The sequence below is a fragment of the Desulfonatronovibrio magnus genome (assembly GCF_000934755.1).
GTDB lineage: Bacteria > Desulfobacterota > Desulfovibrionia > Desulfovibrionales > Desulfonatronovibrionaceae > Desulfonatronovibrio > Desulfonatronovibrio magnus.
Genome location: NZ_JYNP01000016.1, coordinates 73,455 through 87,570, shown reverse-complemented (window position 1 = coordinate 87,570; position 14,116 = coordinate 73,455). Strand labels below are relative to the sequence as shown.

Here is a 14,116-nt window from a genome sequence, read left to right as displayed (position 1 = left end):
TTATAAGAGTCAACCTTCGTGCCGCACTGGAAGGCTCAAACTGTTACGTGAAAACAATTTAAGGAATACAGTATGGAACAGATACTTATTGCAATAGCAGCCATGGGACTAATGGGTCTGATGTTGAGTCTGATCCTTGGTATTACAGCCAAGGCATTTTATGTGCCTGTTGATCCCAGAATTGCCAAAGTGAATGATGCATTACCCGGAGCAAATTGCGGAGCCTGTGGTCTGGCAGGGTGTTCTGATCTGGCTACAGCCATTGTCTTAGGATATGCCGAGCCCAAGGCCTGTAAGGCTGGCAGCAGTGAAACCATTGCTGCCATATCAGACATTATCGGTGTAGAAGTTGATGCAGAAGAGCAGCAGGTTGCCCAGATGTTCTGCAGCGGAACCAAAAATTCTTCTGATCATAAATTTAAATATTTTGGTATTGACGACTGCAGAGCTGCTGAGCTGGTTTCAGGAGGGGACAAGGCCTGCAGTTACGGGTGTCTTGGATTGGGAACCTGTGAAAGGGTATGTTCTTTTGGAGCCATCACCATGCTCAAAAGTGGACTGCCTGTAGTTGCAGCAAAAAAATGTACTGCCTGCGGCAATTGCGTCAAGGTTTGTCCCAAGGGTATACCCAAACTTGTGCCCATCAGCCAGAAATCGGTCTGCTTTTGTCAGTCCCATGATCCTGGAAAAGTTGTCAAAAAAATATGTTCCGTAGGCTGTATTGGCTGCTCTCTCTGCAAAAAGGTCTGCCCCGAAGAAGCTATCAACATGGTGGACTCGCTGGCAGTGGTCAATCCGGAGAAATGCACAGGGTGCGGGATATGTTATGAAAAATGCCCCACTGGCGTTATACATAAACTTGTGGTTTAGTTTTTTTTGGTATATTAGAAATATCTTTATCAACTGATAAAGACTGTTCAGCCAACCACAAGCCATAATACAGGAGGGGACCATGCAGCACAAAATACTTATTTCTGTGGATGAGTCAAAAAATTCACTAAGTGCGGTTCAATATGTAGCCAATATTGTCAGGCCGGATAAAGTCAAAATTACATTGATCAATATTTTAGATACCCCTCCCGACCTGGACAGCCAGCCAACTATACATCCTTTTTTCAAGAGCAAGCTGCAGGAGCTTAAAGGCCAGAGCGGTATACAGCAGAAGCTAATTGAGCAGGTACTTGGCGAGTACTGTAATATTTTATGTGCTGCAGGCATACCAAAAGATTCAGTTCAAACCAGGATTGAAAAGGTTCGGGACGGTATTGCCAAAGATATAATCTCTGAAGCCAAGGAAGGGCAGTATGACACGCTGGTCATAGGCAGAAGAGGGGTTACGGGTATGGAAAAAATTCTACTGGGCAGTATTTCCAGTAAAATTGTGAAATCCATTAAAAACTGTTCAGTATGGATTATTGACAAACAATGAGTTCTGCCGGGGTCAAAAACGGAAAGGTGCTGTCTGTACATCAGAACATGGCCAGGGTCAGGATCAAACGTACCAGCTCCTGCGCCACCTGCTCATGTGCTGGAATGTGCAGTCCGTTTGGCAAAGACTGGATGATTATTGAGGCCCAGAATCTTCCGGGAGCAAGGGAGGGGCAGGATGTTGTAGTGACTTATGAAGTGGAAAATGAGCTTAAGGCTTCATTTATACTTTATATAGTTCCACTTATCAGCCTGATTCTGGGGGCTGTGCTGGGGGCCTGGGCAGACCCCTTAGAAAATGAAGATCTTTCAGCAGTGACCGGTGGTTTTGGCTTGCTGGCCCTGACCTATATTGGCATCAAAATGTATTCCAGAAAGAAGTACAGCACGCAGCAGAATTTTAATCCTGTCATCAGCGATATTCTTCCAGCTGAATCCAGTTCTTCCTGACAAAATTTCGGGCAAAAGCGGAACCTGCTCAACAGCCTGGGGGGATTACGCGTTTCTAAAAAGGTCAATTGGGGACAGTCCGCGCGAAAGACTGTCCCAACTTTTAGTAGCTTACTGCCTCAATCATGTAGAAAAAAACAGGAAAATTATTTAACCTTGACAAGAGCAGTAATACTCAAGATCCTTATTCTTCAGCCATCAGCCATCAGCCATCAGCCTGAAAATTAATGTGGTGGCGGCTTTCAGCTATCCTGGACTTTAATAGCCTGCAGGATGCAGGCTCCACTCGTCAATGCATTTACTCTCAGGTTGGTCCCGAGCCCCGGGTGAGGCGCTTATATATCAATTCCCCATTTTTTGAGAAGCTTCATACCTCCATAAACATTCAATGTATTATCTTTGCCATGTTTTCTCAATTTGAGTTGAGACTCATATGAACGTCCCCCTGTGTTGCAGACCAGCACAATAGTTTCAGCTTCAGGTACCTTGGCCAAATTGGCTTCGAGAGATTCATTGGCAATATTTCGCCATTTTTCAGGGTATTTTTCAAGGAACTCCAAGGCATTTTCCACATCACGGCAATCCAGAAAAAGCACATCTTTCTTGTCCCGGTTCTCCCAAAGCCTTGCAAACTCAGCCGGACCAATGCCGACATTCCTGCCCAGCATAATATTTTCAGCTGTATGACCCAGATTGTTCAGTGCATCCATGGCTGAATTGAAAGGTGGGGAATATGCCAGTTCCAGATTGCTGATATCCTTAGTTGTGGGCTTTTGAGGTAAAATTACTCCCACTGCATCAATTCTACCCTTGAGACTGTCTCCGTTAGTACTTAACCCTTGCAGGCCCAGAACCCTGCCGGTATTTTTCTCTACGCAGAGCTCTAATATAATCAGATCTTTTTCTGGATAAAAATGAGACTTGTCAAACTGGACCACAAATGCCCGTATGGCATCAAAACCATGTTTGGAAGCCGATTCAAAGCTAAGTCCTGTGCCGGATACACCATGATCAAAGATCTTAATTACAAAAGAACCAACAGCACCGGGAAAAGTGTCTGTGCCGCCTGCCAGATTGGTTCCAATAACCCTGCCCTGTCGATTGGCCATGGATCCGAGAGGAAAATAACCGGGCTTGCCGGTCACTAAGTTCTCTATCTCGACACAATCTCCACCAGCGTAAATATGAGGATCAGAAGTTCGCAGGTATTTGTCTACCACGATGGCGCCTGTATCTGAAACTTGCAGTCCAGCCTCAAGGGCCAGTTCTGAATTGGGCTGAACCCCCACAGCCATGATAACCAGGTCGGCCTGGATTTTCCTTTTATCAGTGGTAACTGTTTCGACACGACCGTTGCCGGTGATTTCAACAACTTTTTCTTCGGTCAGGCAGGTTATGTCGTTGTCATGCATGACCTGTTCCACCATGGCAGCCATGTCTTGACTTACAAAACCGGGAAGTAACTGAGGCGCTATCTCTATCACAGTAGTCTCAATTCCCCAGAGATCTGTCAGTGCTTCAGCCATTTCCAGGCCGATAAAACCGGCTCCAACAACAACAGCCTTACCCACTGCACCCTTGGTGATGGTTTCTTTGATGCGAACTGCTTCCTCTAATCCTGATACAGTAAAGACGTTTTCCAGTTGGCTGCCGGGCAGGGGAATCTTTCGGGGTCTGCTGCCGGTGGCCAGCACTAACTTGTCATAATCCAGGGTTTTCTTTTCTCCTGTGTCCACATTCTGCACAAGGACCTTCCTGGCAGCACGATCAATCTGTAATGCCCTGGTCCTGGTCAATACCTCTACCCCTTTGGCTTCCTGAAAAAACTTCGGGTCACGCACCATATGAAAAGTGGTGGACTGAAGTTCTCTGGCATCGCTTACATCTCCGGAAATATAATAGGGTATTCCGCACCCTCCGTAAGATATAATTTCGGACTCATCGATCATGATGACCGAGGAATCAGGTTCAAGCCTTTTAAATCTGCAGGCGGCCTTGGGACCCAGGGCCACAGCACCTATGATCAATACTTTCTTTGACATCTGTAAACTCCATCTGATATTGTTGCAGATAAAATAATATCTAATGCGGGCTGTGCCCACAACCCAAAAAAGATGTTTTAACCGCCCGTTCGAAGACTCACTCAAGACGCAAAGGGCGCAAAGGAAGAAAGAAGTTTTTTCATTTGCGGGGGACCCCAGTTAACCCCGCCTGCGACGGTGACTTCGTCTGTTTAACAAGGCAGGCGGCAAATGAAAAGGCAGCCTTTTTGAAAACCGATGCCCGGTTTTCAAAAAGATATCTTCTTTATTATCTTTAACTTTGAGTCCTTTGCCTGCCCAGTTGAATTGCTCGAAGAGCAAGCTCGAAGGGCATTCAACCGGGGCGCCTTTGCGGTTCAATTTTTTTTGTTTTTTATGACAGGGTTTCAAGAGTAAGTTACTAAATTTCAAACATGGAATCACAACACATATGCAGCACTTTTGTAATAAAGATCTGATCAGGGAAACATTTTCCAATTCCTGGTTCTCCCTGACTGTGGTGTGGAGTAAAGATCATATACATAAAACTGAGCTTGGTCCACCCCTGAACAATGCATGTAATTCAATACTCAGGCCATACTCGCGGCATATTGCCCGAGCTGTTGAAAAATATGGTTTATATGAGACAGTAACCTGGACGGCTCCGCCGCTGGACTGGATTCAGGTTACAGATTTTGGACGCAAGGTGCTGTCAACTTTGCTGGACAATGTCCTGTTTGGGCAGCACACCACTTATGGAAGGCTTGCAGCCATGGCTGACCATCCTTCAGCTGCCAGGGCAGTTGGCAGGGTAATGTCAACAAATCCCTGGCCATTGATTGTGCCCTGTCACAGAGTGCTGTCCTCTCAGGGGGGGCTGGGTGGTTTTTCTTCCGGCCTTGATTTAAAGAAAACTCTTCTCATGCTCGAAAAAAAGGCTGTGGCTGCTTCTCGACATTCGTAAAAAAAGTTGTGAGCACAGCCCGCATTAGTGCCTTACTCTTGAAACCCTGTCATAAAAAAACAAGATTAAGATCAGCATGAGGCAGGCACTCCTGGCCCCACGGGGGAGGTGCTTTCAATTCAAAAAAACTTGACAAAGGCCAATCACTATATCAGACAAATATTCTTCTGGGCATTCCTGATGACGTTCTAAGCCGTATCATTGATGAGATGTCATCCGATGACCGGGTGGTCATGATTAGAAATAATTGACTTTTGCACTCTTAATATTTAAGTAAAAAAGTTCATGGGGGAGTAGTCGCTTTGCTCATATGCGAGTAAAGGAATACGTCAACACAATCGACCGCAAAAAGGTCGTGGCGTACTCGGCTCAAGGCTTGACGAGACCTGTGACATCTATTCTGCCAGCCTTTATTGTCAGAGGCTGAACCTTTAACCGGGCGCAGCAGGATAATGTCATAGTCTGAATCAAGCGCCCGGCTAATCCACACTATGAATGCTTTTCTCATTTCCACCCTTACTGTGGGCATTGCTGAAATAGGCGATCGCTCTCTCTTTCTCGCTATCCTTTTAGGAATTCAATATAGACGTCCATGGCCAGTTTTCTGGGGCATGAGTGCAGGCTTGTTTGTTAATCAGCTTTTGTCGGCTATCCTGGGAGTGTGGCTTTTCAGCATTATCCCGGCAAGCTGGCAGGCTATGTTGGTGGGCTCGGTTTTTCTGATCATGGCTGTCTGGGTTCTTGTGCCTGAAGATGAAAATGTAGAAATTAAAAGCTCTGCCCGAGGCATATTTTTTTCTTCAGCTCTGGCCTTTTTTATTCTGGAGATGGCTGATAAAACACAGATTGCGGTAATAACTCTGGCCGGATATTTTGAAAGTGTAGTTCCAGTGGTTATGGGGGCAACTCTGGGTATTCTTGCAGTCACCACTCCTGCCCTGTGGCTGGGCTGCAAATTTTCGCACAGGCTGCCAGTCAAAAGCATCAAGGTCATTGCATCTGTATTATTCGCAGTAATTGGGATGTGGATAATTATTGATTCTTTTTCCAGCTTTTGATTGTGTTAATACATTGAAATATTTTCTTTTCTCCCATTCGGTCAAAATCTTTCGGCACCTGAATCTGTCCGGACAGGAAGCCTACGTGCCCTGTTTGCTCAGTGTCGGGAGTATCAATGTCTGTTACCCTGGCGATGGGCCTGCCTGCCTTGGCAATGACAAAAGGTTTTCCCAGCTGCACTTCTTCAAGGAGACGTGACAAATTAGTTTTGGCCTCACGGATATTCACTGTCTGCATATTGTTTGCCCCATGGTAACTGTTCACCACATATGGTATAAGGCTATTAAAACACCCTGGATTCCGGCTTTCGCCGGAATGACGGAAAAAGGCAATTATTTGCTTTAACCGTCACCCCGGTCCCGGATCGAGTCCGGGATGACGGATCCGGGGTCCAGGTCTTCTTATTCGATCGTACTGAATAGTTACGCTCCATGTATCATAGCATTTTATCTGTGAGTGTAGTTTTTGGGACTAACGTGGTCACATATATTGATTTAGTAGGCTGCCATGGTGATGGATAAACGGTTTTGTTGCTCTGGCAGCATATCCTGTGTTTAAAACGCATTAAAACAAAAAGCTCAGCACATACCTGCCGCCGGTAAATACCAAAATAAAGGCCAGCATCCATTTAATGGCCTTGGCAGGAATAAATTTCTGCACTCTGGCTCCGGTGTACATGCCTATCATTCCGCCAATGCCCATGAGAATTCCCAGCATCCAGTCAGGTGCAACGGCCATGTCCGGATAAAATGGAGCCAGAAACTGAAAGAAAAGGGCTGCGACAACTGAGGTGATGAAAGTGCCCATCAGGCAGGCTCCGGCAATGGTGTATACCGGCAGATGAAAGACAGCCACGAAAAAAGGCGCGATGATGGCACCTCCGCCGATTCCGTACATTCCCCCTACAACCCCGACAATGGCGCTTAACGTAAAAATGCCCATTGTGGGCGCTTTTATGTTTTCTCCGTAAAAGGAATAGTCAATGGACTTCAGTCCAAAGTGATGCAGCTGTACCCTGGGCAGAGGCTCCCTGGTTGCAGCATCCATTTTATGGAAACGACTGACCAGTTCCTGAAATCTTTTTTCAGAAGAAGCCTTGTCTGTTCCTGGAGGAGGACCCTGGATAAGTGAGCGGACCAGGACATAGCCGATATAAAGAAGCACCAGGCCGGCAAAGATGCGGAAGTGGGCTGGATCAGGGAGATACTGGATTCTGAGAAAGACCCCGATAAAAACTCCCGGCACAGTTCCGGCAATGACAATCCAGGTCAAAGGCCAGACCATTCGGCCCTCTCTGATAAACCTGTAAACTCCGCTGGGAATGGCGACTATATTGAAGAGATGGTTGGTGGCGCTTACAGCGGGTGTGACAAATCCCAGGACACTGACCTGAAATGGCAGCAGAAGATTTGCGCCTGACACTCCTCCCATGGAGCAGACAAAAGCCACTGCAAATCCGGCAACGAAAGGTATCCAGGGAGCAATTTCAATTCCGGCAACCGGGAAGTACATAAGCAGCCTCCTTTAATCTATGATGGCAGAGCTTAATCCTGGCTCTACCGGTAGTTTGCAGTTTAATGGTAAGGCTTACACTATTTTCTCAAATTCAGAATATCTATTAAAAAACACTCACTCGTCAAAGATTAATCTATCTTTGAAGAAAGGTATCTGTTTAGCGCCTTGGATGTGGCATGGGGACTGGCTCTTCCGGGACCCACTTGTCCCAGAAAATGATTCATTTTAAGCACAAATTGATGCCCAAGTGGGTCCCGGAGTGCCTGTCCCCTGCTTTCCTTAAAAGCGCTAAACAGATACGAAGAGAGCATGTGATGACATATCACCAGTTACTGCTGGTCCTAAATTGCTGTCCTGGCAGAAATAAGAGCTGCAATGACCTGGCGGTGGATTTTCTGGGCTGTGTCAGGGTCGTGCCTTTCAATGTCCAGCAGGGCTTCAGGAGTGAGCAGAGCAATTCTGACAGGGGTTTCAGCAACATAGTCACAGTGTGAGGGCATTGGAGTGTAGGCCGAGGCTTCACTGAAAAGCATTCCTGGTCTCAGAGTTCTGAGAGCTGTACTGCGGCCTGATGAATCAATAACCTTTTCTGTCACTGTGCCCTGCTGCACAAACATTATTCCCGGACTGAGATCGCCCTGAGCCAGCAGCTTTTGTCCAGCGGCAAAGCTTCGTGATTTCAGATACCCTTCAATCTTCTTGAGCAGGGTTTCAAGCTGTTCCTGTTGTTCCAGCTCTTTAAGCAGATCATCAGCCACCTGCTCAAACAGATCTTCCTGCCTTTTTCTGGTCTGAGCAGGATCATAAGTCACTGCTGCCTGCGCATCAGCAATAATACTCTCCTCGCACCATTCCAGAGCGGAATTTATATCTGGAAAAATCAAGTATGCATCAGACAGTTCACTGCCGCCTATCTGCCGGAACAGGTTTTGAAACAGTTTTGAGGGACCGGCAAATACAAACAACATGTTCTGAGATGAAATCTGCTGAGCCAGGCGGACAAAATTATTCACAGCCGAAACATCAAAGCCGGTAACTTTCTGAAAATCAACAATAATGAAGCGAGTGGTCCTGTTTTGCAGTACATTGCTGACCGCAGTAGTAAGTGAACTTACAGATCCAAAAAAGAGATAGCCGCTGAGTTCAAAAAAATGGGCTTGTTGACCGTGAATGGTCAGAATCTGCTGGTGTGGCAAAGGCCTTGTCCTGCGGCTTCGGGCATGGGTGATGGAGGAGCTGGACGACACGGCAGGTATGCTGCTGATCTTGGTGGTGAACAGGATTAAGGTGGCCATGAGCCCAAGAAGCACTCCGTAAAGATATCCGAATAGGCCGATGGTTGCAAAAACCAGGAGTACTATAATGTAGTCGGAAAGGGGCATGCGCAAGCGTGTGTCTACGATCCAGTCGGACAGAAAAAGCAGTCCCAGCAGGAGCAGGAAGCCGCCCAGAAGGGCTTTGGGAAAGATGGAAAGAACCTGGCCGCCGAAAAAAAGAGTGACACCAATTATAATGGCTGCTGTAAGTCCTACGATGCGCGTGTCTGCGCCGGTCTTAAATCCAAGCATGGACAGACTGAGTGTATTGTATCCGGCAGGTGATCCAGTCAAGGCAGCCAGAGCATTGCCTCCGCTGCTGACCATCAGTTCCCGGTTAAGGTCCAGGTCTTTTTGAGCTGCCAGTTCAATGCCGCCGGTATTAAGCAGCATGCCAATCAGGGCGATGAAAGGTATTACAGCCAGTATAGGAATTTCTCGCAGAATTGCAGACCACTGCACATGGGCAAAGTCAGCCGGGCTGAATGCCGGCCAGATGCTGGATGAAGGAAATGATGTAAAGAAAAGGCCGATTTCACGGGCCTGCTCCATGTTCAGCCCCAGAAGGGGCAGGGTCAGATGGTAGAGAATAAGGGCAAGGATCATGGAACCGGGAAGGATTAAGAAGTGGGACCAGCGTTTCAGGCAGAAAAACAGTAAAAGCGCATAGAGCGCACCTGGCAGCCAGAGCAGAATGATATTGCTGGACAAAAGTGATGGCAACACGTGCCATGACAGTGTGAGTCCGGTCATTACTTCTAAGCTGCCCTTAGTCAGCAGCCAGCCTGTTCCTGCAAGAAAGCCGGCCACCACAGGATAAGGCATGAAGCGGATGTACTTGGACAGTCCGGTTCTTGCAGCGAGAAAGAAAAAAACGGCTGTGGCCATGCTGGCAATCATCAGGGCTGCGACCACGGTGATAAAGGCAGTCTGACTCTGTCCTGTCCCCAGGCTAACTGCAATACCGGCTGCAGCCCCGGCAAAAATGGCCACCGGCGCATCCTGCGGAGAACTGACGTTGGGCCGAAATCCACTGAAAAGCGCTGTTGATACAGTAAGCACCAGAGCGCCGGCCAGAGTCAGCCCCATGCCGCGCTGAGCATAAACTTCCAATGGCCCGGAAAAGATCATGGCAGCAAATGATATTTCTATGACAATAATCATCAGACTGACGACAAGTCCGATGCTTATGCCGGACAAGGCTTTGGGAGAGCTCAGGTCCGTAAAAATATCCATTGGAATAAAGAGGTTATGGCGCATCATTTTATCAGCTTGAATTTTTTGACCACATCTCTGGCTTCAATTACTGGTTGGACTGACTTGTTGTTCATGACAGAGTTTTTACACCTGCTGAGCGCTGATGTAAATAGCACTACAGCGGCACTTATTTAAGCTGGAAGGGGACTGACACTTTTGTCGCAGGATAGTTTGCCTATTTTACTGCCTGAGGATTTCTTATTCCTTGGCATAGATTGGCAGTCAGCATAGTGTTGATGCTTTTCCCGGCTGGATTCGGGTCAGCCTGGTCCAGCAGCCGGTGATGGAGGAGTTTTGCCGGGCGTTGGGAGTGGTCTTGCATGGGTGAGATTGTCCGGTGCCAATGTTTCAACTGGCTTTGAACCAGCCCTTATCTGTGTGTTGAAAAAGTCCTAATCCGGCAGTCCGTTCAAAAATCCCAAGTGCAAGGAGCAAGAAAAGTTCAAGGTCGAAGCGTATTTATCCATACGTGAGAACTTGAACTTTTTGCAGCGACGCAGCAATTGGGAGTTTTTCAACGGACTGTTATTCTTTCATGATTGTAATAACCCTCTCATCCAGGCAAGAGCGCAGAAAGGTATTCATCGGCTTCTGATTGCCGGTTTCATAAAAATCGAGCATCAATTGATTGAACTCCAGTTTTCTTTTCGCGAGAAGATTAATCGCGGGGTATCCGCTGTTCAGCAAAAGTCCATTCATGACAAATCGTCCCATGCGCTTGTTCACATCATAAAAAAATTGGCATCTCGCCATTGTCAAGAAGAAATGGATAGCACGATCGTAAATATCCGGAATGCCATATGAGTCGTCAACCATTTTTTCAAACAGCTCCTGCAGCGAATCAGCCTGCGGCGGCAAATAGTCCGTCCCTGCTATAGTAACCCCACCGGATCTGAACTTCCCCCACTCCAATGCCTCGTCCTTGCCCGCTATGAGATGGATGGCGCAGACATTTTCCTGGGTGATTTCAAACTGATTGTTATCAATCAACCAAAATAACGCGCGCCATGCATCGGCTTGGTTCAAAGCTATTTGCTGGTCAGATATTTTATGTCCTCCAACGGTAATCCCATCCAGTAGCGTCTGGATTTCCGGCAAGGTTAAATTAATTCCTTCCAGGTTTACCGCGTCGCATACAAACTCAGCCAGTTGACGCTTGGCAAGCATTACTGCTTTGGCCTTGTTTGGCTTCATATTCCAGTGGGTTTCATTCATTTCGCTTGCCGCATTGATAATATGGTAGATGTTTTGAACGAGAAAATTCAGCATTCAGCCAGTCTATCATATATCCCTTTGCCCCGATCTGACTTGCTGAATTGAATCCTTTTATCCTGTCTAAAAAACCATTCATGCACTATTTTTTGATTTAACAAATATGGGAAACAAAAAGTTTCAGCTATTTTCAGGCTGTCAAGATCTCCGCAAACTTTCCAGCATCTTTCACTAACCTGATCAATGTGGTGCTCTAATTGTCTTGAGTATACAATTCTGGATTCCGTTATTTCCCCGATAGTTTTAGACTCTTTTTGAAGCCCTATCAATTTTAATCCACAATTTTGCAAAAAGTATAATGTTTCAAAATAGATTTCTTCCCAGTCCTTCTGGGCTATCATCTGAGGCAGTACATTTAATTCAACATAAACACCCATGTAAACCATCTCCTGCTTGTTTAGTAATAGGCACTTATTTGGAAATTTCAAACCAGCATGCTGGTCGTTAAAATTGCTTTAGGATTCAGGACAATCAGCACAGGTCGAAATCTCTACCTTGCTTACTGAGTAAATCTTAAACCATAATTCATTGATTTTATTGGTGCCCGGGGCCGGAGTCGAACCGGCACGCAGCTAAGCTGCAAGGGATTTTAAGTCCCTGGCGTCTACCAATTCCGCCACCCGGGCTTGTTTGGGGGAGGATTGATCTGGAAAGTCAGATAATTTAACCTTGTCTTTGGCAGGCGTCAAGAATTCATTTTCTACTCCTTAAAATAAATTTTGGTCCTGTCCTCATGTATTGGACTGTGAACCGGCATCATGGTAAAGAACCTTTATACGGACATTATCAAACTCAAGGCTGTAAAGCTCAGCCTGCATGAAGACCATAAGGAGAAGATACTTTTGGATAAATATGTAGATACATCGCTTGGTGCTCTTCTTTACGCCTTCACCGTTTTATGCAGTCGCAACCGACAGGTAATCACTGTAGTTCAATATGAAAATGGTAAAGAACAGACCCAAAGTGGAAAATTTATTCTAACCATTGGTAAAAAGGCTGTTTTTTTAACCCGGGATCGAGAGCCTGTCATTGTTAAACGATGGACTCAATTGGCTATCAAGGACTATTTAGACCAAGCCAGGATTGATGCACTTTCTCTTTCCGGAGCTACGATTGCCGGAGTTTATCGAGATATTGACGGCTGGATATGGGAAGGAACTGTCAAAGATAATGTTAATTATTTTAATATCTTTGCTAAAAACAAGTTATTGTTTACCATATCATTTTAGTTTTATAACGGACAGTACCATATCCCCAATGAAACAATCCCCCTTCAGTCAGGGAATAAATTAAAACTTCAGGGTGAAGGCTGGCGATTTAGGACATTGGACAAGACATAATATGCTTAAACCTACTCCCAAAACAGTGGTTCTCGGCATTGACGGACTGAGTCAAAGCCTGGCCAGAACTCTTTCAGAAAAGGGCGTATTCCAAAACCTCTCCCACCTTGTTAAATCAGACAAGTGTCTTGCCATCACCTCAGAACTTCCAGATGTCTCGCCTGTAAACTGGGCTTCTTTTTTTACTGCCAAAGGACCTGAAGAACATGGGATATACGGTTTTACAACAATTAATTCGTATTCCTACCAACTGAGCCTGACTGATTATACCCATGTCAGGGCCGGAGCTATATGGGATAAAATGGGCCAGCAGGGCAAAACAAGTAAAATAATTAATCTGCCATGTACTTATCCTGCCCCTGCTATCCGCGGCATGCTTATATCAGGATTCATTGCCCCTGATCTTGAAAATGCAGTCTATCCCAAGGCTGTTTTGCCCATGCTCAAAAGTATTGATTACAGACTTGAAGCCGACACCATAAAGGGGCTGACTAAGCCGCAGGTGTTGCTGTACGAACTTATGCAGACCATTTCATCACGCATCAGAGCCTTTGATCTTTTCTGGCCTGACCTGGCCTGGGATTTTTTCACCATTGTCTTTACAGAGCTTGACCGCATGAGTCACTTTCTTCAGGATGCCATCTTGGATGAAAATCACGGTCTGCACTCTTTATGTATGGACGTACTCAAAACCTTGGATAAAGCTGCAGGCCATGTATTAAGCAGATACGATGAACTTGAAGACCCCAAAGAACTGTTCATTGTGGCTGACCATGGGTTTAACAGTCTGGAATGTGAGGTGGATATCAACTGTCTTCTAAGAGCAGAAGGGTTTCTTTCCCTCATAAAACAACCAGAAAATGAGTTGGACCTCACTTGTGTGGATTTATCAAGCCGGTGTTTTGCCTTAGATCCAGGAAGGATATATATCCATACTCGACGGCGTTTTTCGCGAGGAAATGTATCTAATATTGAATACTCAAGCCTTCGGGAAAAAGTCAGAAACAGCCTCTTGAGCCTCGAATATAAAGGCAGAAAAGTGATGCGTGCGGTTTATCCGGGAGAAGAAATTTATCCGTCTGGAAAAGGTATGCCCCCGGATCTTTTATGTGTTCCCAACAAAGGATTCGATCTCAAGGCCAAATTTGACCGCAGCCTCATTTTTGGACATTTTGGCAGAACAGGTACACATAATTGTGATGATGTATTTTTTTATCACTCCAGGGGGGATAAACCCAGAAGAATCAGAGATATATTGTGTTCGAAATTTGATAACAGTCTGAAATGAATTAAAGCTGGTATTTCCCTCAATCCAACCTTTTAACTCTCAAGATCTATCTGGACAGTCAAAAGTTCTTGTGCAACCCCTTGGATTTATTGCCATTTTCCAAGCTTTAGATATCCAGACGTTTTCAAGGCCTAACCATGTGAAATCATAATTTTTTTCTTCAACTAATATTAATTAACTGATAACTTTTAACTCTCAAGATCCAT

13 protein-coding genes, 1 tRNA gene and 1 riboswitch are annotated in these 14,116 nt (G+C 45.8%); of the genes, 7 read left to right on the top strand and 7 right to left on the bottom strand.

Annotated features, from left to right (window positions below; translation table 11 throughout):
- Nucleotides 1–72: 72 nt before the first annotated feature.
- The 3 genes from LZ23_RS02095 to LZ23_RS02085 all read left to right on the top strand — a co-directional run bounded on the left by LZ23_RS02095 (nucleotide 73) and on the right by LZ23_RS02085 (nucleotide 1,878).
- Nucleotides 73–870 carry an RnfABCDGE type electron transport complex subunit B gene (locus tag LZ23_RS02095; RefSeq protein ID WP_045211169.1) on the top strand — a complete coding sequence of 266 codons (798 nt, stop codon included), beginning with the start codon at nucleotides 73–75 and terminating at the stop codon, nucleotides 868–870.
- An 82-nt stretch (nucleotides 871–952) separates the two neighbouring features.
- Entirely contained in the window at nucleotides 953–1,429 is a 477-nt protein-coding gene (locus LZ23_RS02090) for a universal stress protein (protein WP_045211167.1), read from the top strand.
- Nucleotides 1,426–1,878 (top strand): SoxR reducing system RseC family protein, encoded by a 453-nt coding sequence (locus LZ23_RS02085; protein ID WP_045211165.1) that lies wholly within the window; start codon nucleotides 1,426–1,428, stop codon nucleotides 1,876–1,878. The genes LZ23_RS02090 and LZ23_RS02085 overlap by 4 nt, the downstream gene beginning before the upstream one ends.
- Before the next feature lie 335 nt (nucleotides 1,879–2,213).
- Here LZ23_RS02085 and LZ23_RS02080 read toward each other — a convergent pair whose 3' ends face one another.
- Nucleotides 2,214–3,920 (bottom strand): FAD-dependent oxidoreductase, encoded by a 1,707-nt coding sequence (locus LZ23_RS02080; protein WP_045211164.1) that lies wholly within the window; start codon nucleotides 3,918–3,920, stop codon nucleotides 2,214–2,216.
- Nucleotides 3,921–4,350: 430 nt separating this feature from the next.
- Between LZ23_RS02080 and LZ23_RS02075 the strand changes: the two genes are divergently transcribed.
- Both LZ23_RS02075 and LZ23_RS02070 read left to right on the top strand, forming a co-directional pair.
- Nucleotides 4,351–4,863, top strand: a complete 513-nt coding sequence (locus tag LZ23_RS02075) for a methylated-DNA--[protein]-cysteine S-methyltransferase (RefSeq protein WP_052507038.1) — start codon at nucleotides 4,351–4,353, stop codon at nucleotides 4,861–4,863.
- A gap of 276 nt (nucleotides 4,864–5,139) precedes the next feature.
- Nucleotides 5,140–5,275: riboswitch (yybP-ykoY riboswitch) on the top strand.
- A gap of 79 nt (nucleotides 5,276–5,354) precedes the next feature.
- Nucleotides 5,355–5,921, top strand: a complete 567-nt coding sequence (locus LZ23_RS02070) for a TMEM165/GDT1 family protein (RefSeq protein ID WP_045211162.1) — start codon at nucleotides 5,355–5,357, stop codon at nucleotides 5,919–5,921.
- Here LZ23_RS02070 and LZ23_RS02065 read toward each other — a convergent pair.
- The 6 genes from LZ23_RS02065 to LZ23_RS02035 all read right to left on the bottom strand — a co-directional run bounded on the left by LZ23_RS02065 (nucleotide 5,896) and on the right by LZ23_RS02035 (nucleotide 11,908).
- A complete protein-coding gene (locus LZ23_RS02065) occupies nucleotides 5,896–6,159 on the bottom strand; it encodes a type II toxin-antitoxin system Phd/YefM family antitoxin (protein ID WP_045211160.1) in 264 nt (87 codons plus the stop codon). The genes LZ23_RS02070 and LZ23_RS02065 overlap by 26 nt on opposite strands.
- A 327-nt stretch (nucleotides 6,160–6,486) precedes the next feature.
- A complete protein-coding gene (locus LZ23_RS02060) occupies nucleotides 6,487–7,434 on the bottom strand; it encodes a sulfite exporter TauE/SafE family protein (RefSeq protein ID WP_045211158.1) in 948 nt (315 codons plus the stop codon).
- Between the two features lie 344 nt (nucleotides 7,435–7,778).
- Nucleotides 7,779–10,016: a SulP family inorganic anion transporter gene (locus LZ23_RS02050; RefSeq protein WP_045211155.1), complete on the bottom strand. Its 2,238-nt coding sequence runs from the start codon at nucleotides 10,014–10,016 to the stop codon at nucleotides 7,779–7,781.
- Nucleotides 10,017–10,535: 519 nt separating this feature from the next.
- Nucleotides 10,536–11,279, bottom strand: a complete 744-nt coding sequence (locus LZ23_RS02045) for a Fic family protein (protein WP_198145876.1) — start codon at nucleotides 11,277–11,279, stop codon at nucleotides 10,536–10,538.
- The gene (locus LZ23_RS02040) at nucleotides 11,273–11,659 is read right to left on the bottom strand and encodes a hypothetical protein (protein ID WP_045211153.1); all 387 of its coding nucleotides are present in this window, start codon (nucleotides 11,657–11,659) and stop codon (nucleotides 11,273–11,275) included. Before LZ23_RS02040 ends, LZ23_RS02045 begins: the two co-directional genes overlap by 7 nt.
- Before the next feature lie 161 nt (nucleotides 11,660–11,820).
- Nucleotides 11,821–11,908: transfer RNA gene (locus LZ23_RS02035), tRNA-Leu, on the bottom strand.
- Nucleotides 11,909–12,040: 132 nt separating this feature from the next.
- On the opposite strand from LZ23_RS02035, the gene LZ23_RS02030 reads away from it, so the two are divergent.
- Complete coding sequence (locus tag LZ23_RS02030) at nucleotides 12,041–12,511, top strand: hypothetical protein (RefSeq protein WP_045211151.1); 471 nt, start codon at nucleotides 12,041–12,043, stop codon at nucleotides 12,509–12,511.
- 112 nt (nucleotides 12,512–12,623) lie between these two features.
- Nucleotides 12,624–13,910: an alkaline phosphatase family protein gene (locus LZ23_RS02025; RefSeq protein ID WP_045211150.1), complete on the top strand. Its 1,287-nt coding sequence runs from the start codon at nucleotides 12,624–12,626 to the stop codon at nucleotides 13,908–13,910.
- The last annotated feature ends 206 nt before the right edge of the window (nucleotides 13,911–14,116 follow it).

Coding starts and splice junctions, on each gene's coding strand:
- LZ23_RS02030 (WP_045211151.1), top strand. CDS start 12,041: ATGGTAAAGAACCTTTATACGGACATTATCAAACTCAAGGCTGTAAAG.
- LZ23_RS02090 (WP_045211167.1), top strand. CDS start 953: ATGCAGCACAAAATACTTATTTCTGTGGATGAGTCAAAAAATTCACTA.
- LZ23_RS02060 (WP_045211158.1), bottom strand. CDS start 7,434: ATGTACTTCCCGGTTGCCGGAATTGAAATTGCTCCCTGGATACCTTTC.
- LZ23_RS02045 (WP_198145876.1), bottom strand. CDS start 11,279: ATGCTGAATTTTCTCGTTCAAAACATCTACCATATTATCAATGCGGCA.
- LZ23_RS02050 (WP_045211155.1), bottom strand. CDS start 10,016: ATGATGCGCCATAACCTCTTTATTCCAATGGATATTTTTACGGACCTG.
- LZ23_RS02040 (WP_045211153.1), bottom strand. CDS start 11,659: ATGGGTGTTTATGTTGAATTAAATGTACTGCCTCAGATGATAGCCCAG.
- LZ23_RS02065 (WP_045211160.1), bottom strand. CDS start 6,159: ATGCAGACAGTGAATATCCGTGAGGCCAAAACTAATTTGTCACGTCTC.
- LZ23_RS02075 (WP_052507038.1), top strand. CDS start 4,351: ATGCAGCACTTTTGTAATAAAGATCTGATCAGGGAAACATTTTCCAAT.
- LZ23_RS02025 (WP_045211150.1), top strand. CDS start 12,624: ATGCTTAAACCTACTCCCAAAACAGTGGTTCTCGGCATTGACGGACTG.
- LZ23_RS02080 (WP_045211164.1), bottom strand. CDS start 3,920: ATGTCAAAGAAAGTATTGATCATAGGTGCTGTGGCCCTGGGTCCCAAG.
- LZ23_RS02070 (WP_045211162.1), top strand. CDS start 5,355: ATGAATGCTTTTCTCATTTCCACCCTTACTGTGGGCATTGCTGAAATA.
- LZ23_RS02095 (WP_045211169.1), top strand. CDS start 73: ATGGAACAGATACTTATTGCAATAGCAGCCATGGGACTAATGGGTCTG.
- LZ23_RS02085 (WP_045211165.1), top strand. CDS start 1,426: ATGAGTTCTGCCGGGGTCAAAAACGGAAAGGTGCTGTCTGTACATCAG.